Origin of the sequence: Streptomyces sp. NPDC057280 (assembly GCF_042668605.1) — a bacterium.
Taxonomy (GTDB): domain Bacteria; phylum Actinomycetota; class Actinomycetes; order Streptomycetales; family Streptomycetaceae; genus Streptomyces.
In genome coordinates this window covers 1,469,060-1,494,102 of record NZ_JBHUYR010000001.1, presented here as the reverse complement: position 1 = coordinate 1,494,102, position 25,043 = coordinate 1,469,060, and the positions used below count along the sequence as shown (strand labels likewise).

At 70.2% G+C, this 25,043-nt stretch carries 17 protein-coding genes and 1 pseudogene; 6 read left to right on the top strand and 12 right to left on the bottom strand.

Translation table 11 applies throughout. The features are described from left to right. Positions 1-12: 12 nt before the first annotated feature. From ACFUO4_RS06870 to ACFUO4_RS06825, 10 genes are all read right to left on the bottom strand, one after another. Positions 13-906 (bottom strand): alpha/beta fold hydrolase, encoded by an 894-nt coding sequence (locus ACFUO4_RS06870; RefSeq protein ID WP_383480557.1) that lies wholly within the window; start codon positions 904-906, stop codon positions 13-15. A gap of 142 nt (positions 907-1,048) precedes the next feature. Continuing rightward, the gene (locus tag ACFUO4_RS06865; RefSeq protein WP_383480555.1) at positions 1,049-1,870 is read right to left on the bottom strand and encodes a PaaX family transcriptional regulator C-terminal domain-containing protein; all 822 of its coding nucleotides are present in this window, start codon (positions 1,868-1,870) and stop codon (positions 1,049-1,051) included. 55 nt (positions 1,871-1,925) lie between these two features. After that, on the bottom strand, positions 1,926-2,777 hold the full coding sequence (locus ACFUO4_RS06860; protein WP_383480553.1) for a hypothetical protein: 852 nt from the start codon (positions 2,775-2,777) through the stop codon (positions 1,926-1,928). Continuing rightward, positions 2,777-4,444, bottom strand: a complete 1,668-nt coding sequence (locus ACFUO4_RS06855) for a histidinol-phosphatase (protein WP_383480551.1) — start codon at positions 4,442-4,444, stop codon at positions 2,777-2,779. The genes ACFUO4_RS06860 and ACFUO4_RS06855 overlap by 1 nt, the downstream gene beginning before the upstream one ends. Positions 4,445-4,467: 23 nt before the next feature. Further along, positions 4,468-6,303, bottom strand: a complete 1,836-nt coding sequence (locus ACFUO4_RS06850) for a LamG-like jellyroll fold domain-containing protein (RefSeq protein WP_383480549.1) — start codon at positions 6,301-6,303, stop codon at positions 4,468-4,470. Between the two features lie 57 nt (positions 6,304-6,360). After that, entirely contained in the window at positions 6,361-9,300 is a 2,940-nt protein-coding gene (locus ACFUO4_RS06845; protein WP_383480547.1) for a glycoside hydrolase family 2 TIM barrel-domain containing protein, read from the bottom strand. Then, complete coding sequence (locus ACFUO4_RS06840) at positions 9,297-10,136, bottom strand: carbohydrate ABC transporter permease (protein ID WP_079307713.1); 840 nt, start codon at positions 10,134-10,136, stop codon at positions 9,297-9,299. The genes ACFUO4_RS06845 and ACFUO4_RS06840 overlap by 4 nt, the downstream gene beginning before the upstream one ends. Before the next feature lie 12 nt (positions 10,137-10,148). Continuing rightward, a complete protein-coding gene (locus ACFUO4_RS06835) occupies positions 10,149-11,099 on the bottom strand; it encodes a carbohydrate ABC transporter permease (protein ID WP_079307711.1) in 951 nt (316 codons plus the stop codon). Further along, the gene (locus ACFUO4_RS06830; RefSeq protein WP_079307709.1) at positions 11,099-12,385 is read right to left on the bottom strand and encodes an ABC transporter substrate-binding protein; all 1,287 of its coding nucleotides are present in this window, start codon (positions 12,383-12,385) and stop codon (positions 11,099-11,101) included. Before ACFUO4_RS06830 ends, ACFUO4_RS06835 begins: the two co-directional genes overlap by 1 nt. A 64-nt stretch (positions 12,386-12,449) precedes the next feature. After that, the gene (locus tag ACFUO4_RS06825; RefSeq protein ID WP_383480544.1) at positions 12,450-13,469 is read right to left on the bottom strand and encodes a carbohydrate kinase family protein; all 1,020 of its coding nucleotides are present in this window, start codon (positions 13,467-13,469) and stop codon (positions 12,450-12,452) included. Positions 13,470-13,597: 128 nt separating this feature from the next. On the opposite strand from ACFUO4_RS06825, the gene ACFUO4_RS06820 reads away from it, so the two are divergent. The 4 genes from ACFUO4_RS06820 to ACFUO4_RS06805 all read left to right on the top strand — a co-directional run bounded on the left by ACFUO4_RS06820 (position 13,598) and on the right by ACFUO4_RS06805 (position 20,074). After that, positions 13,598-14,362, top strand: a complete 765-nt coding sequence (locus tag ACFUO4_RS06820) for a DeoR/GlpR family DNA-binding transcription regulator (protein WP_383482341.1) — start codon at positions 13,598-13,600, stop codon at positions 14,360-14,362. Beyond that, the gene (locus tag ACFUO4_RS06815; protein WP_383480542.1) at positions 14,359-15,696 is read left to right on the top strand and encodes a 6-phospho-beta-glucosidase; all 1,338 of its coding nucleotides are present in this window, start codon (positions 14,359-14,361) and stop codon (positions 15,694-15,696) included. The genes ACFUO4_RS06820 and ACFUO4_RS06815 overlap by 4 nt, the downstream gene beginning before the upstream one ends. An 82-nt stretch (positions 15,697-15,778) precedes the next feature. Beyond that, positions 15,779-18,820 carry an alpha-mannosidase gene (locus tag ACFUO4_RS06810; RefSeq protein ID WP_383480540.1) on the top strand — a complete coding sequence of 1,014 codons (3,042 nt, stop codon included), beginning with the start codon at positions 15,779-15,781 and terminating at the stop codon, positions 18,818-18,820. A gap of 3 nt (positions 18,821-18,823) precedes the next feature. After that, complete coding sequence (locus tag ACFUO4_RS06805; protein WP_383480538.1) at positions 18,824-20,074, top strand: alpha-L-fucosidase; 1,251 nt, start codon at positions 18,824-18,826, stop codon at positions 20,072-20,074. Between the two features lie 71 nt (positions 20,075-20,145). Here the strand turns inward: ACFUO4_RS06805 and ACFUO4_RS06800 are convergent, their stop codons facing one another. After that, the gene (locus tag ACFUO4_RS06800) at positions 20,146-21,831 is read right to left on the bottom strand and encodes a carbohydrate binding domain-containing protein (RefSeq protein WP_383480536.1); all 1,686 of its coding nucleotides are present in this window, start codon (positions 21,829-21,831) and stop codon (positions 20,146-20,148) included. Between the two features lie 181 nt (positions 21,832-22,012). Next, complete coding sequence (locus ACFUO4_RS06795; RefSeq protein WP_079307701.1) at positions 22,013-23,140, bottom strand: ATP-grasp domain-containing protein; 1,128 nt, start codon at positions 23,138-23,140, stop codon at positions 22,013-22,015. A 247-nt stretch (positions 23,141-23,387) separates the two neighbouring features. On the opposite strand from ACFUO4_RS06795, the gene ACFUO4_RS06790 reads away from it, so the two are divergent. Both ACFUO4_RS06790 and ACFUO4_RS06785 read left to right on the top strand, forming a co-directional pair. Next, complete coding sequence (locus ACFUO4_RS06790) at positions 23,388-24,248, top strand: metallophosphoesterase (protein ID WP_079307699.1); 861 nt, start codon at positions 23,388-23,390, stop codon at positions 24,246-24,248. Beyond that, positions 24,245-24,913, top strand: a pseudogene (locus ACFUO4_RS06785) (4'-phosphopantetheinyl transferase); the annotation flags it as partial. The gene ACFUO4_RS06790 and the pseudogene ACFUO4_RS06785, both read left to right, overlap by 4 nt. Positions 24,914-25,043 lie beyond the last annotated feature (130 nt).

The following is a 25,043-nucleotide window of genomic DNA, read 5'->3' as shown; positions in this document are numbered from 1 at the left end:
CCTGCAGGGACCTCACGTGTGGTCGGTCGTCAGCCGGGATCGTCCGCCGAGGAGCCAGGTCATGACGTCGGGCAGCACACGCAGCGATGCGAAGTGCGCTGCTTCCGGATGCAGGACGGCTCTGCCCCTTGGAATGCGTTCGGCCAGCCACCGTGTGTGACTGGCCGGCGAGAAGACATCCTGTTCGCCGTGCCATAGCAGTACGGGCGCGGAAATGTCGTCAAGGGAGAAGCCCCACGGGCTGCAGAATGACAGGGCGTCGTCCACCCAGCCGTCTGCGGACACGCTGAGAGCCTCAAGGTAGTTGCGTACCAGCATCGCGCGGATGCCTGCGTCGGCGACCACACTCAGATCGGATTCGGTGAGTTCCCAGCGCAGCTGCGCCAGCAGTTTGCGTGGATCCGCACGGATGTCGACCGAGCGTTCCCTCAGACTGGCGGCGAGTTTGTCGGGACCGTTCAGCGCCTTGGTGTACTCGCGGATGTTCGAAGCAGCCATACCTTCAAGCCAGTTGAGCCCGTCCGCGTCACGCGGGGCGAGACTGACCAGCACTGCCGCCCGGGTCACCCGGTCGGGCAGCAGGGCGGCACAGGCCAGAGCGTGCGGTCCTCCGCCGGAGCGGCCGACCACGGCGAAGCGGTCGATACCGAGATTGTCGGCGATGGTGGCGACGTCGGACGAGACATGAGCGACCTTGCGACCAGGCAGCCGATCGGAGGTTCCGTAACCGGGCCGGTCGTAAGTGATCAGCCGCACTCTTTGGTGATACAGGCGCATGGGCCTGGGCGCAGGGCCGAGTCTGCTACCAGGAGTGCCATGCAGCAGGAACACCGGCGAGCCGGTGCGGTCGCCGGTCACCTCGACTGCTAATCGTCGTCCGTCACCCATGTGCACGTCCGTGCGCATCCGCGGCCCCCTTCAAAGCCCCCGTCAACTGCGGAATTCCCTGTGTCGGTGCAACGGCCATTCCCCATGGAAGCTCAGATCATCCCGGAGCGCGCGGGTTTTGCGACATTGTGAGGTGCCGGTCCGCGAGGCGATGCGCCCGTCAGCCGTGGGCGGGAACCAGCTCGATGAGGCGCCGCGCCGCCTCCCTGGCCAGCGGCGTCAACCGCTCATGCACCCCCCGAAACGTCTTCTCCGCCCCCTCCGCCGGCCAGTCGTCCGGCAGATGCCTCACCGGCAGGCGCGGGTCGCGGCGGATCACCCGCAGCCACTCCGCCTGCAACAGCAACCGCTGCGCCAGCGCGTCGTCGGCCTCCGGTGCCCGGGACTCCCACGGCTGCCAGCGTTCTACGAACGCCTCGTACCGCGCCGCCAGTTCGGGCAGTTCCCAGGTCTCCTCGATCATCGCGCCGATGTCCATGCCCGCGTCGGCGTGGGCGCGGAAGACCTTGACGTGGGCGGACAGGCCCAGCTCGCCCACGAGGTCGGCGACGTCGACCTCGCCGGGGGCGATCCACAGGCCGCTGAACAGGGGGCCGAAGCCGGACCAGGTGAGTTTCGAGCGCAGGTCGTGGCGTTGGCGTTGCCAGGACTCGGGGAGGGAGAAGCCGAGGAGGGTCCAGGTGCCGTCCCAGTGGCGGTTCACCGCGCCGGTCTGCCAGATGCGGCGCTCGCCGTCCCGCAGGACCGCCTCCGAGTGCTCGGTCAGGCCGAAGTACATGCGGCGGCCTTCGCGCTGGCGGCGCAGCAGGCCGCGGTTCACCATGCGGGTGAGGGTGGAGCGGGTCGCCTGTTCGCCGACGCCCACGCGGGCGAACACATCGATGACGCTGCCGGAGTACACGCAGACGTCACGCCCGAGCACCTGGTCGCCCAGGAACGTGAGCATGAGGGACTGGGGCCGCAGCGACTCTTCCGTGGTCACGCGGCCCACGGTACCTCTCCCGGCCGCTCGCCAGGCCGCCGGTACCGTGCTCCGATCAGCCTGTGACCTGGCGGTACGAGTGGACGGCGGTCGCCACCGCGCACACCCCCGGCGGGATCACCTCCGCTCGGAGCGTGCCGGTGTGCGTGTCGTAGTCGATGCCCTCCGCCTCGAAGGTGCCGTCCGTGCAGATGCTGTGCCGGGGCAGGGCGAACAGGCTCTTCACCGTGCCCGTGATCGGCTGTCCGTCCAGTTTGCGGGGCAGGTCCACCTGGAGGAGGGGGCGGATCTCCGGGAACAGGGTGCCCGTGGCGTCGTTCGAGGCGCAGAGCAGGCGGGTGTCCGTCACGAAGTCGCAGCCCTGGATGTCGCGTACCGGCTTGTCGAGAGTGATCTGCCACGCCTCCGCCAGTGCGCCGCCCGTGGGTGGGGTCGCCGCATTCAACACCGGTGTCGGGAAGACCTGGAGTCTGTTCTGGTCGCCCCACTCGCCCGACACCAGCCACTGGCCGTCCGGTGACACGGCCGCGAAGGAGTTGTTGATCTTCTCGCCGGGGTTGAGGCGATGGACGTATTCGTAGCGCTTCCCGGCCGGCGTCGTCACCGCGAACATCTTCGACGTGCCGGTGTCCGGGCCCTGGTAGGCATCGAAGACATAGCCGTGCGCGATGTCCGGGTCGCCGACGTGGTTCCAGCCCTTGACGCGCAGGGACAGCGGGATGTCGGCCAGTCCGCGGTGCAGCAGGGTGCCGTCCGCCCGGGCGGCGAGCCCCTGCCCGCCGCCGAGCGTGTCGGTGTACGTCGTACCGGTCTCGGCCCAAGCCGGCTCCCCGGTCGCCGACGCCGGGCTCGTGCCCAGCACGGCGGCACCGAATAAGCAGCCCAGGACAGTGAGATGACGTCTCATCAGGCACCCGCCACGTCGACGAAGATGGGGTTCGAATAGAACCACGTATCCGCCCACGGGTCACCGTCCCCGGGCGGGTGCGGAATCGGACCGTTGGAGTCGACGGAGGCGCCGAGGTAGCCCGCACCATGGCGGTTGCCGTCGCTGCCGCGCAGCCTGACGTAGAAGGACTCGTCCCCGGCGGTCAGCGGGATGCGCAGGGTGTACGTCCCCTTCCGGCCGCTCACGTCCATCGTCCGTACGACCTTGGTGTCGGGGGCCCGCCAGGAGTCCCGGTCGGTCACCGGGCCGCGCACCGCGCCCCGGATCACGTCCACGTGCGCCAACTCCGGCAGGATTCCCTGGGGGTTGGGGCGGGACGCGGTCGTGACCGTCACATACAGGCTGATCCGCTCGCCCTTGCGGACGCGCAGCCGGCCGCCGAGCGTGACGCCCCGGCCCGCGTCGCAGTCCCGCTTCAGGCGGACGTCGAGGCCGTCGAGCAGATGGCCGTGGTCCAGCCAGACGCGGCCCGCGCGCAGGCCCGCCATCACCGCCCGGTAGCCGTAGCGGGTGACGCCGACGTGGGTGCGGCTGAACTCGCCGGGCCAGAAGTCGCTGCCGGGCTGTGCGACGTCGGTGTTCACCGGGTCGGGCAGCTTGCCGGTGTTGTCGAAGTTCTGGCCGGCGGGCCAGTCGCCGTTCTTCCAGGTGTCGAAGACCGTGCGGTGGTTGTCGGAGTTGGTGGTGATCGTGAACAGCCTGCCCTCGGCGAGCAGCGCGTCCCACAGGCCGCCGACCGTCGCCGTCGCCCAGTCGAAGCCGCCGTAGGTGAGGTAGGCGTCCGCCGGGTAGCCCGCCCAGGACTGGGCGGTCGGCTTGTTCTCGTACTCGCCCCGGATCGACGTCGCGCCGCGCCAGCCGGGGATCGCCGCGCCCTGGGCGCCCGGTGCGCCCTCCATGCCGATCATGATCTCGGGGGCCGCGTCCCGCCAGTTGCGCATCTCGTGCGGGGAGTCGATGCCGAGGCGGAGGGGGTGGTTGGCGAGGACGAGGACGTCGTCGACGTACCCCGAACGGCGTTGTTCCGCCAGCCACTTGATGGCCTTGACGGCGTGCGCCTCGTTGCGGGCGGTGTCCGCGCCGGTCGCGGAGCCGTCGGTGTAGCCGAGCAGCTTGCCGTCGTAGGCGAGCTCGAACTGGGTGAGCAGGTCGGTCTCGTGCGGGCCGGGCGCGGCGAAGACCGTGCAGTGCTCGGCGGCCGGGATGTACCACTCCAGACCCTGGAAGATCAGCTGACGCGGGTTCTCCGCACGGGCCTTGACGATCTCGGCGTGCTCCAGCTTGGCACCGTAGTTGGCGTGGCCGAAGTTGGAGTGCTCGTTGAACACCATCCAGTCGAGGCCGTACTTGGCGGCGGCCCGCGCCTGCTGGGAGAACGTGTACTTGGCGTCGTGGCTGTACACGGAGTGGACGTGGTGGTCGCCGACGAGGTAGGCGAGATGCGGGTCGTGGCCGCCGAGGCGCTGTTCGGCGGCCGCGGCGGGTACGGCCGCTCCACCGAGGGCGAAGGCGGCGCCGAACAGGCCCGCACGGCGCAGGAGTCCGCGCCGCGACAGGCCCTGCGGGTCGAGCTCGGCGGGGGAGACGGACGGGTCGGCCCAGGAGGGCAGCTGCTGCTCGGTCATGGTGATCGTTGATCCTCGACAGGTCAGTGGTTCATGAAGGACGTGACGGGCAGGGCCCGTTCGACGACGCGGACGTCGCCGAGGCGGCCGTGCAGGATCTGGTCGATCTTCCCGCCGTACTCGTAGCCGCCGAGCAGCCACGGCAGGCCCACGGAGGTGATGCCGGTCGCGGTCGCCTTCGGGTTGCGGACGACCGGGCAGCCCTCGACGTAGAGGGTGGTGTGCCGGCCGTCGTTGACGACGGCGAGGTGCCACCAGGTCTCCAGTGGCGTCTCCTGGCCCCAGTTGGTGGCGATGCCCTCCTGGTTCAGCGGGCGCATCGCCCACTGCGGCTCACGGTCGTTGGAGAGGGACAGCGTGGCCAGCGGCTCGTCGGGGTCGTCGGCGGTCTTTCCGGCGGCGCCGCCCGTACCGGTCCGGCTGACGACGCCGGACCAGGCGTGGTGGTCGGGGTCCCAGTCGGCGGGGAGGCGGTAGAACGCCTCGATGGTGTAACCCGCCTTGAAGGTCGCCGAGTTGAGCGGGGCGCCGTCGACCGTGCGCAGATACGCGCCCTTCAGCGGTGACTTGTAGCCCTGGAACTCCAGGCTGCCGTGGCCGGGTTGGTCCGGATGGTGGTCGGCGGACCAGCCGAGGGTGCCGCCGCCGACCGTGACGACAGCGAGGTCGTTGCCGCGTCCGGACAGGTCGCGGACCGTGTCCGTCACCGCGCTGTCGAACCGCCAGTAGGCCACCGTGCCCGGGATCAGCATGCGCGACGCCGGACGCGCCGGCCGGGCAGGAACCGGCGCGAAGCCGGAGAAGCGGTCGGCGAAGTCGAGGTCGACCGTGAACCGGTCGGCGTCACCGCTGAGTTCGATCTCCTGCCGCTCCAGCTCGTTGAGCCCCTTCCCGGCCCGGCCCAGGATCCACGGCGAGACGGTCTCGACGTCGATGACGTTCCGGTCGAGGTCGAAGCGGTAGAGCCGGATCATCGCGGCGCCGCCGAAGTAACGGTTCTGGTAGTTCGTCAGATGGAGGTGGACGTCATGTCCGGCCGCGTTCTTGCGCGTTGCGCGGGCGGCGGGCCAGTAGTGGCCGTTGAGGGTGAGGAAGATCTGGTCGTGGTCCGCGACCAGCCGGTCCCACAGCTGCTGCCCGTACGGGGACAGGGTGTCGTCCTCGACGACCAGTTCGTGGGTGGTGAGGATGACCGGCGTCTTCGGGTGGGCGGCCAGCACGGCCTTCGCCCAGGCGTAGCCCTGGTCCGACAGCCGCCAGTCCAGCGCCAGCACCATCCACTCCCGGCCCGCGGCCTTGAAGAGGTGGAAGGAGTTGTAGCCGTCTGCGGAGGCACCGCCGAACGTGGGCTTCCCCTTGAAGCGGTCGGGGCCGAACGCGTCCAGATAGGGCGTCGCCCCGCGCTGGTCGGTGGTCGACGACTTCACGTCGTGGTTGCCGGCGAGGACGCTGTAGCCGACCCCGCGCCGGTCGAGCAGCCCGAACGCCTGGCTGATCGCGGCGACTTCGGCACTCGCCCCGTTCTGCGTGAGATCACCGAGGTGGGACAGGAAGACGATGTTCTCCTTCCTGCCGTGCTCCAGCAGATAGCGCAGGGAGGCCTCGACGGGTGCCTTGTCGATGCTCGGTCCGTCGAAGAGGTACTGCGTGTCCGGCATGACCGCCAGCGTGAAGCGGCGGCTGTGGGTGTCCGGTCGCCAATGCGACCCGGCTGCGGCTTCGGGGGCGGCTTCGGCCGCGGTCGGCAGCGCGACCCCGGCCGTGGCGGCGGCGCCGAGCAGCGCGGTGGCCCGCAGGAAGCTGCGCCGTCCGGCGCCCGCCTGGGCATGCTCGGCCCCGTGTTCAGGCAAAGTGCACACGTGTGCTCCGTGAGAAAGAGAAAGGGAATGCCCAGGAAGGCGAAAGGAAGAGGGAGTTCAGAGCGCGCGCAGGGTCCAGCTCCAGCGGTGGACACCCGGCGCGACGAGATAGGACGGGAAGGTGTCGGGGCCGCACGACGCCGTGCCGAGTCCCCGGTGGGCCGCGTCGATGTGCACGACGCACCCGGGACGCGGGACCAGTTGGTCGTGGTGGGTGACGGACGTGAGGTCCTCGGCCCGGTGGCGCGTCACCGACACCTGCCGCGGCCCGTCGAGCGCGACCGCGAGCCCGGTGGCGTCCGGCGCCGACAGCCGGAAGTGCCGTACGCCGTTGCGGCCGCCGCTCTCCTGAGGCCGCAGATAGGGGGTGAACAACTGGTCCACCGGCACCGCGTGGTGGCCGACGGGCGCGGTGCGGCGGTCGGGGTACGACTCCCACGGCCCGGGCCCGAACCACTCCATCAGGTCGAGCCCCGGCACCGTCTCGAACACCGAGCCCACCCGCGCCACATCGGCGAGCGCGTCCGGCAGCTCGGCCGACTCCTCGATCCGCACCCCGCCCTCGACCGGCGTGAAAACCTGCACATGCCGTACGACACCGACCTCGGCGGCGTACTCGGCGAGCACGGTGACCTGGTCCCCGTCCCGGCGCACGTCGACGACCTTGCGGACTAGGGCGTCAAGACCCCAGGACCGCCAGCGCGGCGCCATGCCGCCCAGCTCGTCGTTGTCGGTGGGCGCCCGCCACAGGGACAGCGTGGGGGCGGTGGTGAGGACCGGGTGGACGAGCAGACCGTCGGCGTCCACTTCGACAGGTGCTGCGGAGAAACGGTTCGTCAAGCCCTCAGGCACCGCGCCCGCCGCCCGCAACCGCACCTGCGGCAGACACACCACGGTCCCCGCGGGCGCCCACGCCTCCTCCCGCGCGGTGGTGATCCGCAGCGTCAGCCACGCCTCCCCGCCGTCCCCCGGCAGCGCGAAGGGCAGTGGTACGGCCGCGGTCTGCCCCGGCCGCAGGTCGGGCAGCTCGGCCGGCGCCGTCAGCACCCGGCCGTCGGCCAAGGACAGCTCCCACTCGCCGGACAGCCAGTCCAGACCCCGGAAGTGCTGATGGTTGCCGAGCACGATGCCCTCGTGCCGGTAGGCCTCGATCCGGACCGGCGCCGCGATCTCGCGGTGCTCGTACATCACCGGCTTGGGCGTGCGGTCCGGGAACACCACGCCGTCCGCGATGAACGCCCCGTCGTGGAGGCGTTCGCCGAAGTCGCCGCCGTACGCCCAGCGGTACCCGGGCGCGGCGACACCGTTGTCATAGAGCCCGGCGCCCCCACGCCCGACCGGTCTTCCGTCGCTCACGCGTTGAAGGATTCCGTGGTCCCAGAACTCCCAGATGAACCCGCCCTGAAGACCCGGGGTGGACTCGATGGCGGCCCAATGGTCGGCCAGCGTGCCGTTGCTGTTGCCCATGGCGTGCGAGTACTCGCACTGGATGAGCGGCTTGGTCTGCTCGCCGGACAGCGCGTGGGCCACGCAGTCCTCCAGCGGCGCGTACATCGGACAGGCGATGTCGGAGGCCACCCCCGGCTCCGCCCAGCCCAGCTTGGCCGCGCCCTCGTACTGGACCGGCCGCGTCGGATCGTGCCGGCGCACCCAGCCCGCCGCGGCGTCGTGGTTGGCGCCGTAGTCGGACTCGTTGCCGAGGGACCAGATGATCACCGAGGGGTGGTTCTTGTCGCGCAGCACCATCCGCGAGACGCGGTCGACGAAGGCGTTCAGATAGCGCGGGTCGTCGGCGATCTCGTGGGCGTGGTCGTGCGACTCGATGTCGGCCTCGTCGACGACGTAGAAGCCGAGCTCGTCGGCCAGGTCGTACAGAGCGGGGTCGTTCGGGTAGTGGGCGGTGCGGATCGCGTTGAACCCGAAGCGCTTCAGCAGGATCAGGTCCGCGCGCATGTCGTCGTACGACACCGTCCGCCCGGTCAGCGGGTGGAAGTCGTGGCGGTTGACGCCCCGGACGTAGATCCGCTCGCCGTTGACCAGCAGGTCCCGCCCCACGATCTCGACGTCACGGAAGCCGATGCGGTGGGACGACGTGTCGGCGACCGTGCCGTCCGCGCGGTGCAGTCGGACCGTCAGGCCGTACAGCTCGGGCGTCTCGGCGTTCCAGGTGCGCACGTCGGGCACGACGGTCCGCATGCGCGCCTCGCCGAGGAAGTCGGAGACGCGCTCGTCCTCGGTGTTCAGGCGGTCGAACTCCGTGTCCTGCGTCAGCGGGAGGCCGTCGAGGTCCCCGCTGACGTACCACCCCGCGGGCAGCGGGCCGTCCGCGTCCCGTACCCGGCAGTCGACCCGCAGCTCGCCGCCGTGCGCGGCCCGTACGGTCACGTCCGCGAGATGCAGCGGGTCCGTGGCGTACAGCCGCACCGAGCGGGTGATCCCGCCGTGCCACCACTGGTCCTGGTCCTCGATGTGCGAGGCGTCGGACCACTTGACGACCGTGAGACGCAGCACGCCGGCCGAACCGGGCGCGATCAGGCCCGTCAGGTCGAACTCGGACGCCAGGTGGGAGTCCTTGGAGATGCCGACCGGATGCCCGTCGACATGGACGAGGAGCACGCTCTCGGCGGCGCCGACCTGGAGGACGATCCGGCGTCCGGCCCACTCGGCCGGGACGGTCACTTCACGCTCGTACACGCCCGTCGGGTTCGCCGCGGGTGTGGACGGCGGGAACTCCGCGAACGGCATCCGGACGTTCAGGTACTGCGGCAGGTCGTCCGTGCCCTGCGTCGTCCAGACGCCCGGGACGTGGGCCGACGACCAGGAACCGCCGACCGGCGCGTCCGGACCGGACAGCAGCTGAAAGCGCCAGTCGCCGTCCAGGGGGAGTGATCCGGAGCGCCGGTCGACGGCGTTCATGGGGAGCCGCCCCCAGGAGGTCACCTCGGGTGCCTCCCAGGGACGCAGGGCGATGAGCGGGTCGAGCGGATCGCGGTTCATCCGCGGACGGCTCCCTTCGCGAGGTCGCCGATGATCTGCTTGGCGCCGACCGCGAACACGATCAGCAGCGGGATGAGGGCGAGCAGCGCGCCCGTCATCACGATGCCGTAGTCCGTGGTGCCGTGGGTGCCGTTGAGCTGGGACAGGGCGACCTGCAAGGTCACGTTGTCGGGGTTGGTGAGGGCGATCAGGGGCCAGGCGAAGTCGTTCCACTGGCCCATGAAGGTGAAGATGCCGAGGAAGGCGAGACCGGGGCGGACCACCGGGAGCGCCACGTGCCAGTACTGGCGAAGGAAGTTCGCGCCGTCGAGCTTGGAGGCGTCGAGGAGCTCGTCGTGGATGGCGGACTTCATGTACTGGCGCATCCAGAAGATGCCGAAAGCGTTGGCCGCGGCCGGCACGATGAGCGCGGTCATCGAGCCGATCCAGCCGATCTTGGCCATGATCACGAACTGCGGGATGACGGACAGCTGCGCCGGCACCATGAAGATGACCATCAGCAGCCCGAACAGGACGTTCTTTCCTGGGAACTCGAACTTGGCGAAGACGAACGCTGCGAGCGAGTCGAAGAGCAGGACCAGGAAGGTCACCGACACCGCGACGATCAGCGAGTTCCACATCGACCCGAAGAAGTCGACGGCGTCGAAGAGATGGCGGACGTTCTCGAGGAAGTGCGTGCCCGGCAGCAGCTTGGGCGGGTAGGAGAAGATCTCGGTCGAGCTGTGCGTCGACATGATCACGGCCCAGTAGAACGGGAAGGCCGAGACGATCGTGCCGAGGATCAGCGGGAGGTGCAGCGCGATCCCTCTGCGGCGGGACCCCTTGATGGAAGACATGGCGGGCCCTTCCTAGTCGCCCCGGCGCTGCACGAGGCGCCAGTTGATGATCGAGAAGAGGACGACGACGAGGAAGATGCCCCACGCCACGGCGGCGCCGTACCCGAAGTCGTTGTTGTCGAAGGTCTGCTGGAAGAAGTAGAGGACCATCGTCTGGCCGGAGTGGCCCGGACCGCCCGCGAACGTTGAGTCGTTGGACGAGGTCTGGAGCAGCACCTGCGGTTCGGAGAAGCTCTGCAGGCCGGTGACCGTCGAGACGACCAGGACGAAGAGCAGCGTCGGCCGCAGCAGCGGCAGTGTGATCCGGAAGAAGGTCTGGACCGGACCGGCGCCGTCCATGCGGGCGGCCTCGTAGAGATCGCTCGGGATGGTCTGGAGGCCCGCGAGGAAGATGATCGCGTTGTAGCCGGTCCACTGCCAGGTCATGAGCGCGGCGATGGTGACCTTGATGCCCCATGGGGTGTTCAGCCAGGCCACCTGGTCGAGTCCGACCCCGTGCAGCACGGCGTTCACGACGCCGTTGTTGGTGGAGAAGATCGACCCGAAGACGATCGCGATGGCGACGACCGAGGTGACGTTCGGGAGGAAGTACGCGACGCGGTACAGGCCCTTGAACCGGACCGCCGAGTTGAGCATCACGGCCGTGACCATCGCCAGGAAGATCATGGGGAAGGTGGCCAGCGCCCAGATGATGACCGTGTTGCCGATCGAGTTCCAGAAGTCGCTGTCGCTCAGCAGGTACTGGTACTGCGAGAGCCCGGCCCACTCCATCGAGCCGAGGCCGTCCCAGCGGTGGAAGGACAGGTAGAGCGAGAAGCCGACGGGGAAGAGGCCGAAGGCGAGGAAGATCAGGTAGAAGGGGGAGATCGCGGCGTAGAGATGCCAGTACTTGCGGAAGCCGCTTCTGGGCTTGGTCATGGACGGTTGCGCCACTGCCGGCGGGGTCTGTTCGAGGACGGCCATCAGTAGCTCACCCCCAGGTGCTTCGCGATGCGACGGCATTTGCTCATGGCGTCACTCCAGGCCTTCTTCGGGTCCTTGCCGAGGACGCCGACGTTCTTGATCTCGTCCTTGATGGGCTGCCCGAGAGCGACGTCGAACGGGCTGTTGTAGGCGACCGCGATCTTCTGTGCGGCCGGTCCGAAGACGTCGGTGGTGACCTGGCCGCCGAAGAAGGGGTCCGGCTCCTGCATCTGCTTCAGGCCGTAGGAGGCGGGCGTGGAGGGGAAGAGGCCCGCGTCGACGTAACCCTGGGCCTGGTTGGGCGCGTTGAGCATCCAGGTGATGATCCGGAAGGCCTGCTCGGGCTCCCGGCACTCCTTGGTGATCGACAGGAACGAGCCGCCGTTGTTCGCGGGCCGCACCGGCATGTCGGCGACCCGGTACCGGCCTTTGGTCTTCGGCACACCGTTCTTGATGTCGAACGCCGCCCAGGAGGCCCCCAGTTCGCTCGGCAGCTTGCCCTCCTGCTTGGCCGACAGCTGGTCCGGGGTGCCGTTCACGAGGTCGGAGACGATGCCGCGGCGCTTGGCCTCCACGGCGAGCGCCCAGGCGTGGCGCACATGTTCCTGGTCGCCGATGAAGTGGCGGTCCTTGTCGACGTACCGCTTGGAGCCCTGCTGGACGACGTTCTCGAAGACGGAGTTGACGTCGGTGAGGAGCATGGTCCCCGGGAGCCGCTTCTTGAGCTGCTCACCCGCGGCGAAGAAGTTCTCCCAGGTGTTCAACTCGCGGGACACGTCCGCCGGTTCGTACGGCAGTCCGGCCTTCTGGAAGATGTCGTACTGGTAGAAGTGCGCGACCGGCCCGCAGTCGATCGGGAAGCCGACCATCGTGCCGTCGTCGGCGATGCCCTGGTCCCACTTCCAGGACAGGTACTGGCTCCTGTACTTCTCCGCGCCGAGCGTCCGCAGATCGATGAACTGGTCCGCGTTGGGGAGGTACGCGGCCATGTCCTCGCCCTTGAGCCCCGCGATGTCGGGGATGTGGGCCCGGCCGGTGATGGTCGTGATCAGCTTCGAGCGGTACTGGCCGCCGATCTGGATGGCCTGGAGGTCGACCGAGCGGTCGTAGCGGGCCTTGGCGTTCTTCACGACGGTGTCGCTCAGACCGCCGCTCCAGTACCACAGGACCATGTTCCGGCCGGTGGAGCCGGTCGGAACGGCACAGCCGGACGCCAGGCCGCCGAGCGCCGTGGCGGCCGTACCGGCCAGGCCCGCGCGGAGCAGGCCTCTTCGTGAGAGCCGCACAGCTCCCACCGCCTTTCGGATCTTTTCGGGACTTCGCAGGGAAGGGGACGGGGCGTGGGGGGAGTCAGGTCTGCCGTGCGGGTGGGGTCACGGGGGCGTACGCGACCGGTGGCCCGGGATCGTCCGGGAGCCGGTCCGCCAGGAAGCCGTACGCCGACTTCAGGTCGGGGTCGGTCAGGGAGCGCCACCAGCGGTCGACGCCGTACCAGCCGGGAGCCGCCAGTGCGCCACCGGGCCGCTGGACGGAGAGCCCGGCCGCGAGGACCGCGAAGCGCAGCCGCTCCTGAAGCGGCCAGCCGCCGAGCGAGGCGGCGACGAAGCTCGCGCCGAACACGTCGCCGGCGCCGGTGGCGTCCAGGACATCGATGTCGAGGGCGGGGACTTCCGCGTACTCGCCCGTCGTCTGGTCGACCGCGACGGCGCCGTCACCGCCGCGCGTGACGACGGCCACCGGCACCAGCTCGGAGAGCGTGCCGAGCGCCGCCCGTGCGCTGTCGGTGCGGGTGTAGGCCATCGCCTCGGCCTCGTTGGGGAGGAAGGCGTGGCACAGCTTGAGCTGGTCCAGGAGGTCGGTGGACCACTGCTGGGTGGGGTCCCAGCCGACGTCGGCGTAGATGTGGGTGCCGTTCGCGGCGGCCTTGGCGATCCACTCGCGGGGCTCGGCCTCCAGGTGGACGAGGGCGGTGCGCGCCTCGGGCGGGTCGCCCATCAGCGCGTCCTGCGAGAAGGGCGGCTCGGAGCCGTGGGTGACGAGGGCCCGGTCGTGGCCCTGGGCCAGCGAGACGGTGACGGGGGTGGGCCAGCCGTCCGCGGTGCGGGAGAGCGCGAGGTCGATGTCCTCCTGGTCGCACAGCACGTCCCGGCAGTACTCGCCGTAGAAGTCGTCGCCGAAGACCGTGGCGAGCGAGGTGCGCAGGCCGAAGCGGGAGGCGGCCACCGCGAGGTTCGCGATGCCGCCGGGGCCGCAGCCCATGCCGCCGGTCCAGATCTCCTCGCCCGGCGTCGGCGGCTTTCCGAGCCCCGTGAGGACGAGGTCGTAGAAGAGCAGCCCGGTCAGGAGTACGTCGGGCCTGTCGTCATCCACACTCGGCACCTCTCGTCAAAACTCGTCAATTTCGATGACCGGAATCGTGCGCCGCTCCGCACGATTGGTCAATACCCGAGCAGAACTGAGCATGGAAATGATTGAAGATGACGAGTACTGTTCACGGCATGCTGGCGGAACGACGACATCAACTCATCCTGCGGGCCCTGCGCTCGGGCGGCCCCGCGGCTGTGACCGACCTCTCCGAGCAGCTCGGTGTGAGCCCCGCCACCATCCGGCGTGACCTGGTCAAACTGGAGGAGGACGGGCTGCTCACCCGGGTCCACGGCGGCGCCCGCGCCGAGGAGGGCGACCAGCCCTTCGCCGAGGTCGCCGAGGTCAGGGTGGCCGAGAAGGACGCCATAGCCGCTCATGCGGCGGCCATGGTCCGGGACGGCCAGTCGGTCCTCCTCGACATCGGCACCACCGCCTACCGCCTCGCCCGCCAGTTGCACGGCCGCCGTCTCACGGTGATCACCAGCAACCTGGTGGTCTACGAGGAGCTCGCCGACGACGAGGGCATCGAGCTGGTCCTGCTCGGCGGCATGGTCCGCCGCGAGTACCGCTCCCTGGTCGGCTTCCTCACCGAGGACAACCTGCGCCAGCTGCACGCGGACTGGCTCTTCCTCGGCACCAGTGGAGTGCGCCCCGGCGGGCAGGTGATGGACACGACGGTTGTCGAGGTGCCGGTCAAACGCGCCATGATCAAGGCGAGCGACAAGGTGGTGCTGCTCGCCGACGCGGCGAAGTTCCCGGGTACGGGGATGGCGAAGGTCTGCGGTCCCGAGGACCTGGACGTGGTGGTGACGAACGCGCCGGTGGACCCGGCGACGCGGGCCTCCCTGGAGGAGGCCGGGGTCGAGGTGGTGCCGGTAGGAAAGGCTCAAACGTGAAGCTGACGATTCTGGGCGGCGGCGGGTTCCGTGTGCCGCTCGTGTACGGGGCGCTGCTGGGCGACCGCGGCGAAGGGCGGGTGACCGAGGTCGTCCTGCACGACCTGGACGCCGGCCGGCTCACCGCGGTGACCCGGGTCCTCGCCGAGCAGGCCGCGGCAGTCCCGGACGCCCCCGTGGTGACCGCCACGACCGACCTCGACGAGGCCCTGCGCGGCGCCGACTTCATCTTCTCGGCGATCCGGGTGGGCGGCCTCGAAGGCCGCGCCAACGACGAGCGGGTGGCCCTCGCCGAGGGCGTCCTCGGCCAGGAGACGGTCGGCGCGGGCGGCATCGCCTACGGCCTGCGCACGGTCCCGGTCGCCGTCGACATCGCCCGGCGCGTCGCCCGCCTCGCGCCCGACGCCTGGGTCATCAACTTCACCAACCCGGCAGGCCTCGTCACCGAGGCCATGTCCCGCCACCTCGGCGACCGCGTCATCGGCATCTGCGACTCGCCGGTCGGCCTCGGCCGCCGTATCGCGCGCGTGCTCGGCGCCGACCCGCGCGAGGCCTGGATCGACTACGTCGGCCTCAACCACCTCGGCTGGGTCCGCGGACTGCGTGTGGCCGGCCGCGACGAGCTCCCGCGCCTGCTCGCCGACCCGGAGCTCCTCGGCTCCTTCGAGGAGGGCAAGCTCTTCGGCGTCGACTGGCTCCAGGCCCTCGGCGCGATCCCCAACGAATACCTGCACTACTACTACTTCAACCGCGAGGCCGTCCGCGCCTACCAGCAGGCCGAGAAGACCCGCGGCGCCTTCCTCCACGACCAGCAGGCCCGCTTCTACGACGAGGTCGGCGCCCCCGGTGCGAAGGCACTGGACGTCTGGGACCGCACCCGCGCCGAGCGCGAGGCCACCTACATGTCCGAGAACCGCGAGACCGCCGGCGCGGGCGAGCGCGACGCCGACGACCTCTCCGGCGGCTACGAGAAGGTCGCCCTCGCCCTGATGCGGGCCATCGCCCGCGACGAGCGCACCACCCTGATCCTCAACGTCCGCAACCAGAGCACCCTCGCGGTGCTCGACAACGATGCCGTGATCGAGGTCCCCTGCCTCGTGGACGCCAACGGCGCCCACCCGGTCACCGTCGCCCCGCTGCCCGACCATGCCACCGGCCTGGTCTGCGCGGTCAAGGCGGTCGAGCGCGAGGTGCTCGCCGCGGCCGGGTCCGGCTCCCGCCAGACCGCCGTGAAGGCCTTCGCGCTGCACCCGCTCGTGGACTCCGTGAACGTCGCCCGGCGGCTGGTGGAGGGCTATCGCGAGGTCCATCCAGGCCTGGCGTACCTTAGGTGAACACCTGCCGGTAAGCGCTTTCCAAGCGCGTGTCCCCGCCGCCTCCGCCGACCCCTTCTCTTCCTCCTCCCTGGAGCTCTCCATGCACGACGAACGCCGACGGATCGAGGAGCGCGTAGAGCGCCTCCACACCCAGCGCATCAAGCCCGCGATCTACGCCGCCACCGTCCCCTTCGAGGTCGAGGCGTGGCAGGCGCCCGGGGAGCCGGTCTCCTTCGAGGAGGCCGCGGCCGCCCGCTACGAGCCCTTCGCCATGAACACCCCCTGGGGCCCGCCGTGGGGCACCACCTGGTTCCGGATGCGCGGCGAGGTGCCCGCCGCGTTCGCCGGGAAGCGGGTCGAGGCGGTCATCGACCTCGGCTTCGTCGGCGACTGGCCCGGCAACCAGGCCGAAGCCCTGGTCCACCTGCCCGACGGGCGCCCCCTGAAGGCGGTCAACCCGCTCAACCAGTACGTCCCGATCGCCAACCCGGCCACCGGCGGCGAGCGGATCGACTACCTGGTCGAGGCCGCCTCCAACCCCGACATCCTGGCGAACAACTTCTCCCAGCCCACCCTGCTGGGCGATGTGCTGACGGCGGGCGACAAGCCGCTCTACACCTTCCAGCGCGCCGACATCGCCGTCCTCGACGAGGAGGTCTGGCACCTCGACCTGGACATCCAGGTGCTGCTCGGCGTCATGAACCACCTCGGCGACCACGAGCCGCGCCGCCACGAGATCATGCACGCCCTCGACCGGGCCATGGACGTCCTCGACCTGGACGACATCTCCGGCAGCGCGGCGGCCGTCCGCGAGGTGCTGGCCCCCGTCCTCGCCAAGCCCGCCCACGCCAGCGCCCACGTCATCTCCGGCGTGGGTCACGCCCACATCGACTCCGCGTGGCTCTGGCCCATCCGCGAGACCAAGCGCAAGACGTCCCGCACCTTCTCCAACGTCACCTCGCTCGCCGACGAGTACGACGACTTCATCTTCGCCTGCTCCCAGGCCCAGCAGTACGAGTGGGTCCGCGACAACTACCCGCACGTCTGGGCCCGCATCCAGGAGTCCGTGAAGAAGGGCCAGTGGGCGCCGGTCGGCGGCATGTGGGTCGAGTCCGACGGAAACCTGCCCGGCGGCGAGGCCATCGCCCGCCAGCTCATCCACGGCAAGCGGTTCTTCATCGAGCACTTCGGCATCGAGACCAAGGGCGTCTGGCTGCCGGACTCCTTCGGGTACAACGCCGCCTACCCGCAGCTCGCCAAGCTCGCCGGCAACGACTGGTTCCTCACCCAGAAGATCTCCTGGAACCAGACCAACAAGTTCCCCCACCACACCTTCTGGTGGGAGGGCATCGACGGCACCCGCATCTTCACCCACTTCCCGCCCGTCGACACCTACAACGCCCGCTTCTCCGGCGAGGAGATGGACCGCGCCGTCCGCAACTACGCCGAGAAGGGCGCCGGTACGCGCTCGCTCGCCCCCTTCGGCTGGGGCGACGGCGGTGGCGGCCCCACCCGCGAGATCATGGAACGCGCCCGCCGTCTCGCCGACTTGGAGGGCTCGCCCAAGGTCGTCGTCGAGCACCCCGACGAGTTCTTCGCCAAGGCCCGCGCCGAGTACGAGGACGCCCCCGTCTGGCACGGCGAGCTCTACCTTGAGCTGCACCGCGCCACCTACACCTCCCAGGCCCGCACCAAGCAGGGCAACCGGCGCAGCGAACACAAGCTGCGCGAGGCCGAGTTGTGGGCGACGACGGCCGCGCTGCACGCGCCGGACTACACCTACCCGTACGACAAGCTGGACCGGCTGTGGAAGACGGTCCTGCTCCACCAGTTCCACGACATCCTGCCGGGCTCCTCGATCGCCTGGGTGCACCGTGAGGCGGAGGCCGAATACGCCCGCGTCGCCGAGGAGTTGGAGGCGCTGACGGCGGAGGCGGTCGCGGCCCTGGGCGGCGGCAGCGCGCGGGTCTTCAACACCAGCCCGTACCAGCGCGCCGAGGTGATCCGTACGGCCGAGGGCTCCCTGGCCTACGTGTCGGTGCCCGCCAACGGCAGCGCAGCCGTGACGCCGTCCGAGCCCGCGCAGCCGGTGACGGTCGAGGGCCGGGTCCTCGACAACGGCCTGGTGCGGGTGGAGGTGGCGGAGGACGGCACGCTGTCGTCCGTGTACGACCTGCGGGCTCAGCGTGAAGTCCTCGCCGAGGCGGGCAACCTCCTGCGCCTGCACACCGACCTCCCGAACTACTGGGACGCCTGGGACATCGACAAGCACTACCGCAACCGGTACACGGACCTCCTGGAGGCCTCGGCGGTCGAGGTCGTCTCGGACGACCCGCTGCTCGGTGCGGTCCGCGTCACGCGCGACTTCGGCAAGGGCTCCAAGCTCGTCCAGACCATCACCCTGCGCGCCGGCAGCCCCCGCATCGACTTCGAGACCGAGATCGACTGGCACGAGGCCGAGAAGATCCTCAAAGCCGGCTTCCCGGTGGATGTCCGCGCCGCGCACTCCTCCGCCGAGATCCAGTTCGGCCACATCCAGCGCCCCACCCACACCAACACCAGCTGGGAAGCGGCCCGCTTCGAGGTCTCCGGCCACCGCTGGGTGCACGTCGGCGAACCCGGCTACGGCGTCGCCGTCATCAACGACTCGACGTACGGCCACGACGTCACCCGCACGGTCCGCGAGGACGGCGGCACGACGACCAAGGTCAGCCTCAGCCTGGTCCGCGCCCCGCGCATCCCGGACCCGGAGGCGGACCAGGGCAAGCACCGCTTCACCTACGCGCTGCTGCCCGGCGCGAGCATCGAGGACGCGGTCGCCGAGGGCTACGCCCTCAACCTGCCGCTCCGGGTGGCCGACGCGGCGGGCGCGCCCGAGCCGGTCGTCTCGGTCGACGGCGACGGCATCACCGTCGAGGCCGTCAAGCTCGCCGACGACGGGTCGGGTGACGTGGTGGTGCGGCTGTACGAGTCGCGCGGCGGCCGTGCGCAGGGGCGGCTGCGGACCGGCTTCCCGCTTGCGGGAGCCGAGGTCACCGACCTGCTGGAGCGCCCCCTGGAGGCCGCCGACGTCACCGACACAGCCGTCTCCGTCGTGCTGCGGCCCTTCCAGATCCTGACGCTCCGCCTGCAGAGGGGGTGACCGATGCCGATGCAACCGTGGTTCACCGACGCCAAGTTGGGGATCTTCGTGCACTGGGGCATCTACGCCGTCGACGGCGTCCAGGAGTCCTGGTCGTTCTACGACGACATCGTCCCGCACGACCGGTACATGTCCCAGCTGGAGCGCTTCACCGGCGCCAGGTACGACCCGCGCGCGTGGGCCGACCTGTTCGCCCGCGCGGGCGCCAGGTACGCCGTGCTGACGACCCGTCACCACGACGGAGTCGCCCTGTGGGACACCGGGTTCGGCGACCTCAACCTCGGCAAGGACTATGTCGGCCCCTACGCCGAGGCCCTGCGCGAGAAGAACCTCAAGGTCGGCTTCTACTACTCCCACTCCGACTGGAACCACCCGGACTACGCCTCCACGCGCAAGCCGGGCCGCCCGCCGGAGCAGGAGGACAACCGCTACTCCGAGGTGGCCGCCGAGGACGAGGACCTGGAGGCCTGGGAGCGTTTCATCGCCTACCGCGACGGCCAGATCCGCGAACTGGCCTCCCGCTACCGGCCGGACCTGATGTGGTTCGACGGCGAGTGGGACCGCAGCGAGGAGCAGTGGCGCATCCCGGAACTGGCCGCGCTCATACGGTCGTACGTGCCGGACGTCGTGTTCAACGCCCGCATGCTCAGCGAGGGCGACTACGCCACCCCCGAACAGGGCGCGCCCATCGAACCGCCGGACGGGCCCTGGGAGTTGTGCCTGACGATCAACGACTCGTGGGGTTACCAGCACCAGGACCACAACCACAAGTCGCTCGCCCAGCTGATCCGCTACTTCACCGAGACCATCGGCGGGGGCGGCAACCTGCTGCTCGACGTCGGCCCGATGGAGGACGGCAGCATCCCGCAGCCGCAGGTGGAGCGGCTCGAAGGACTGGGGGAGTGGATCGGGAAGCACGCCGAGGCGGTGTACGGCACCCGGCGCGGACTGCCCGCCGGGCACCACTACGGTCCCAGCACCCTCTCCGCGGACGGCCGGACGCTGTACCTGGTCCTCTTCGACGCGCCGCGCGCCGAGATCGGCCTGCGCGGACTGGTCACCCCGGTCCGCAAGGTCACCGTCCTCGGCACCGGCACGGAACTGGGCCACCGCAAGGTGGGCGGCCTGCACGAGGCCGTGGGCATCGTGTGGATCGACCCGCCGGCCGCGGCGGACCTCGACCCGTACGCCACCGTCCTCAAGGTCGAACTGGACGGGGAGTCGGAGCTGTACCGGGGTTCGGGCCGGTTCTGACACCGCGGCGGTGCCTGCCGGTTCAGGGACCGGCAGGCACCGTTGGTTGCGGGACCGGCAGGACCGCCCGCTCAGCCGGTGAAACCGGCCGTGATCGAGGTGAACTGCCAGTTGTTCTGGCTGATGCCGGAGCAGTTGCTGACCACGCCGCCGCCCGGGCAGGGCCGGTCGCGGTTGACCGACCAGAACGCGAGCCGGGCGATGTGGTGCGAGTTCGCCCAGTCCCGGATCTGGGTCCAGATCGCCGGGGTCGTGTTCTCCTGCTGGTCGGAGAGCCCGTTCATGCCCGAGATGCCGATGTGGGCGTAGGCGGTGGCGTCGTCCCAGCCGAAGGTGGACTTCAGCTTGGCCTTCAGCCCCTCCGTGGCGTTCACGGTGTTGCCGTACATGTCGGAGCCGCCGCCGAAGTCGAACGGCATGATGGTGAAGACGTCGATGTCGGCGCCGATGGACTTGGCCTGCTCGATCAGCCGGTTGCCGTAGTAGGTCGGTCCGGTGGTCGAGGTGCCGAAGGTGACGATGGTCTTCAGGCCGGGGTTGTTGGCCTTGACCGTCTTCAGCGCGGTGAGGATCCTCGCCTGCACGGCCTCGTTCTCGAACTCGTCCGTGTTCTCGATGTCCATGTCGATCGCCTTGAGCGAGTAGGCGTCGATCACCTTCTGCAGCGCGGCGACGAGCGCACTGGCGGAGGAGCAGTTGGCGCCCAGCTTGCTGCCCTGCCAGCCGCCGAACGAGGGCACGATGTCCCCGCCCGCTGAGCGGATCTGGTTGATCACCGACTGGTCGACCCCGCCGGTCAGCGGCCGGGCGCTGTCCCACATGGGGTTGCAGCCGCCGCCGTCCAGCATGAACGCCATCGTGAACCACTTGATGCCGGTCGAACTCATCACCGTCGACACACTGGGCGGATCGCCCCAGCCCTCGTACAGGTAAGGCGCGGCCTGCTTGAACCCGGTGCCGCCCCCGCCGCCCGCGTCGGTCGTGACGCTCACGGAGTTGGAGGCCGCCGAGGTGTTGCCGGCCGCGTCCCGGGCCTTCACGGTGAAGGTGTAGGCGGTACTGGCGGAGAGCCCGCTCACGGTGGCCGTCGTACCCGAGACGCTCAGCACCTGGTTGGAGCCGCTGTAGATGTCGTACGCCGTCACGCCGACGTTGTCGGTCGAGGCGTTCCAGGCCAGCGACACGGTGGAGGAGGTCTTCGCCGTGGACCGCAGACTGGTCGGCGCGGTCGGCGCCTGCGTGTCCGAACCGCCGCCGCCACCGGGTCCGTCGAGGCTGATGTCGTCGGCGTAGTAGGTGCCCTGCGCGTACCAGCCGTGGGTGTAGATCGTGGCGCTGGTCTGCGAGGCGCCGGTGGTGAAGTTGACGCTGAGCTGGGCGTACGCCGACGGCGACGACGTCCAGGTGGAGGCACCGCCGTCCACGCCGAGGTAGACGTAGCTGCCACGCACCCAGCCGCTGAGCGTGTAGGCGGTGTTCGGCTTCACGGCCACGGTCTGGCTGCACTTGGCGTTGTCACTCGAACTCACCGCCCCCGCAAGGGCCTTGGAGCCACTGTGCACGGGGGAGGAGACGACCGAGCCGAGGTTCCCGGTACAGGACCAGGGCGAGACGCTGCCCGACTCGAAGCCGGGGTTGGTCAGGATGTTCGCCGCCTGAGCGGTACCGGGCAGAGCGACGGCTCCGGTGAGCGCGAGCCCGGCGGTGGCGAGAAGGGCGAGGAGACGATGTCTGGGACGCCTGGCTTTGTTGCGCACGCGATCTCCCTGAAGGAATGGGGGTGTTCGGGAGTGCAGGGGGGTGCGCAACAAAGTTGGTATGGACCAATCCGCCTGTCAAGATGACTGACGAGAATTGGTCCATACCGGTGGGGTGAGATACCCAGGGGCGCGGGGAACTGCGCGATCAGCCACAGACAACCCGCACCCGGCGACAGACCTAAAGCGGCAGTACAGAAGCCGCGGCCTCGGTGGCAACCGGCTCCGCCATCACCGGCGCCGGCACCGCGGGCAACGGCTCCAAAGCCCTCTGCTGCGGCAGTGAAACGGCCCGCAACGGCCTCGGCCCGGACACCACCGTGTAGTCCTGACCCAGGAACGGCGGCACCATCTCCCCCGGGTCCTCACCCAGCGCCAACTGCACAGCGGCCCAGGGCGCGTTGACCCCGCACAGCGACAGCTGGTGCAAACCCCCAGCTGGACGCGTGTTGACGTCCATGAGAACAGGCCGGTCCCCGAACATCCGGAACTGGATGTTGGACAGGTAGTGCAGCCCGAACCCCTCCGCGATCAACCGCGCCGGCTCCAGCCACTGCTCGTGCAGCGTGAACCCGCGCCGGCGCCCGTTCTTCGTACGGCCCACCGCCAGCCGGATCCGGTTGTCGGGCCCCGTGAGGCAGTCCACCGACACCTCCGGCTGCTCGAGGCGCGGCATCACCAGCCAGTCCACCGCCTCGTCGGCCTGCCGCAAGGCCTCGACGACGACGTCCAGCGGGACGTACGGGCTGGGAAAGCCGTTGAGGTGAACGAGCGAGAAGGGGGCGCGCGTGATCACGCGGAAGCCCACCCCGCCCGCACCGGACGCCGGCTTGAAGCACGCCTTGTGGCCGTCAGCCTCCAACTCCTCGACCGCCGCGACGAGTTCGTCGGCGGACCGCACCCGGAACCACGGCGGCACCGGTACCCCGATCGCCTGCACGGCCTCGTAGGCGATCACCTTGTCCTCGAAGACGGCCACGGCCTCCGGCGGCGGCGCCAGCAGTGCCGTCCCCACCGCCTCGAACTCGGCCCGGTGCGCCACGATCGCCGACTGGTGCAGCCGGGGCACGAAGACGTCGATGCCGCGGCGCTGGCACTGGTCGAGCGCGTACTCCACGTACCCGGCGGGGGAGAGGCCCTCCGGCTCCAGGTCCGCCGTGTCGGCGGCGGCCAGTACGGGGGAGTCCGCGTCGCCGTGCGTGGCATGGATCTCGACGGCGCGATCGCTGGGATTTTTCCGCAGCTGATCCATGAAGAACACGTTCTCCGCGTACGTGCGGTTGAGCCAGACGCGTACGCGAGAGATCATGCAGGCCGCCTTTCGGGGTTTTCGGGCACGGCGAAGCAGGCCGCGCCCGGCCAGGGTGGTTTTTAGGGACACCAAACCGCCCTGTAAGAAGGGAAGTTCATGGCGGTGGTGTTGGGGCGATCATACGGCCTGCCGGGGCCCTCGCGTGCAACGTGCGTGTTACGGATTTTTCGATCTTGAACCACTCTCCCGGCGGCGCCCGCATATCCTGTCCTGGTCGTATCCGGGCGCACGGAGGGGGCGGGACGTGACGTCGAGGGCCGGTGGCGCCGCACAACTGCTGGCCATCAGCGACCTGCACATCGGCTACCCCGAGAACCGCGCCCTGGTGGAGGCGATGCGCCCGGAGACGGACGACGACTGGCTGCTCGTCGCCGGTGACGTCGCGGAGACCGTCGAGGCGATCCGCTGGGCGCTGGAAACCCTCGCCGGCCGCTTCCGCAAGGTGATCTGGGCTCCCGGCAACCACGAACTGTGGACCCACCCCAGCGACCCGGTCACCCTGCGCGGCGTCGCCCGCTACGAGCACCTCGTCGAGGTCTGCCGCGAGATCGGCGTCCTCACCCCCGAGGACCCCTACCCCGTCTGGGAGGGCCCCGGCGGCCCGGTCGCCGTCGCCCCGCTCTTCCTCCTCTACGACTACTCCTTCCTGCCCACCGGCTGCACGACCAAGGAACAGGGCCTGGAGTACGCGTACGGCACCGGCATCGTCTGCACCGACGAACACCTGCTGCATCCCGACCCCCATCCGAGCCGCGAGGACTGGTGCCGCGCCCGGGTCGCCGAGACCGAGCGCCGGCTGGAGTCGCTGCCGGACGATCTGCCCACCGTCCTGGTCAACCACTACCCGCTGGACCGGCACCCCACGGACGTCCTGTGGCACCCCGAGTTCGCCATGTGGTGCGGCACCACCCTGACCGCCGACTGGCACCGCCGGTTCCGCGTCGAGACCATGGTCTACGGCCATCTCCACATCCCCCGTACCACCTGGCTCGACGGGGTCCGCTTCGAAGAGGTGTCGGTGGGCTACCCGCGCGAGTGGCGCAAGCGTCCGGAGCCGCCGGGACGGCTGCGCCGCATCGCGCCCGGGGAGGTCGGCGCGCTGTGATCGAGGACCTGCTGCCGGCCTCCGTGGTGGCCGTGGAGACCTTCGGCCAGGCCGAGGCGGACACCATCACGCTGTACCCCGAGGAGGCCGCGCTCGTCGCGCAGTCCGTCGCCAAGCGCCGCCGCGAGTTCGCCCTCGTACGGTCCTGTGCCCGGCGGGCGATGGAGAAGCTCGGCGTCCCCCCGCAGCCGGTGCTGCCCGGCGAGCGCGGCGCCCCGCAGTGGCCCGCCGGCCTGACCGGCAGCATGACCCACTGCGACGGCTACTGCGCCGCCGCCCTCGTCCGCGCGGCCGACCTCGCCTCGCTGGGCATCGACGCCGAACCGCACGGACCGCTCCCGGACGGCGTCCTCGAGAGTGTGTCGCTGCCCGGCGAGCGGATCAGACTGCGCCGGCTCGCCGAGAGCCGGCCCGGCGTCCACTGGGACCGGCTGCTGTTCAGCGCCAAGGAGTCCGTCTACAAGGCGTGGTTCCCGCTCACCGGCACCTGGCTCGACTTCGCCGAGGCCGACATCGAGATCCTCGCCGACCCCGGCGAGGTCCCCCGTGGTCGGCTGCGCGCCGAACTGCTCGTCCCCGGACCGGTCCTGGGCGGGCGGCGGCGGGGTGTCTTCGAAGGGCGCTGGACCGTCCGGGACGGCCTGGTGGCCACGTCGGTGGTCGTGGGGGCCCCCCCCGCCGGGGGGCCCCCCCCCCCCCCGGGGGGGGCGCCCCCCCCCCCCCCCCCCCCGCGGGCGGGCCCCCCCCCCCCCCCCCCCCCCCCCACCCCGCCGCAAAAGACCCCCCCCCCCCCCC

Coding starts and splice junctions, on each gene's coding strand:
- ACFUO4_RS06870 (WP_383480557.1), bottom strand. CDS start 906: ATGCGCACGGACGTGCACATGGGTGACGGACGACGATTAGCAGTCGAG.
- ACFUO4_RS06860 (WP_383480553.1), bottom strand. CDS start 2,777: ATGAGACGTCATCTCACTGTCCTGGGCTGCTTATTCGGTGCCGCCGTG.
- ACFUO4_RS06855 (WP_383480551.1), bottom strand. CDS start 4,444: ATGACCGAGCAGCAGCTGCCCTCCTGGGCCGACCCGTCCGTCTCCCCC.
- ACFUO4_RS06845 (WP_383480547.1), bottom strand. CDS start 9,300: ATGAACCGCGATCCGCTCGACCCGCTCATCGCCCTGCGTCCCTGGGAG.
- ACFUO4_RS06840 (WP_079307713.1), bottom strand. CDS start 10,136: ATGTCTTCCATCAAGGGGTCCCGCCGCAGAGGGATCGCGCTGCACCTC.
- ACFUO4_RS06835 (WP_079307711.1), bottom strand. CDS start 11,099: ATGGCCGTCCTCGAACAGACCCCGCCGGCAGTGGCGCAACCGTCCATG.
- ACFUO4_RS06820 (WP_383482341.1), top strand. CDS start 13,598: ATGCTGGCGGAACGACGACATCAACTCATCCTGCGGGCCCTGCGCTCG.
- ACFUO4_RS06810 (WP_383480540.1), top strand. CDS start 15,779: ATGCACGACGAACGCCGACGGATCGAGGAGCGCGTAGAGCGCCTCCAC.
- ACFUO4_RS06805 (WP_383480538.1), top strand. CDS start 18,824: ATGCCGATGCAACCGTGGTTCACCGACGCCAAGTTGGGGATCTTCGTG.
- ACFUO4_RS06795 (WP_079307701.1), bottom strand. CDS start 23,140: ATGATCTCTCGCGTACGCGTCTGGCTCAACCGCACGTACGCGGAGAAC.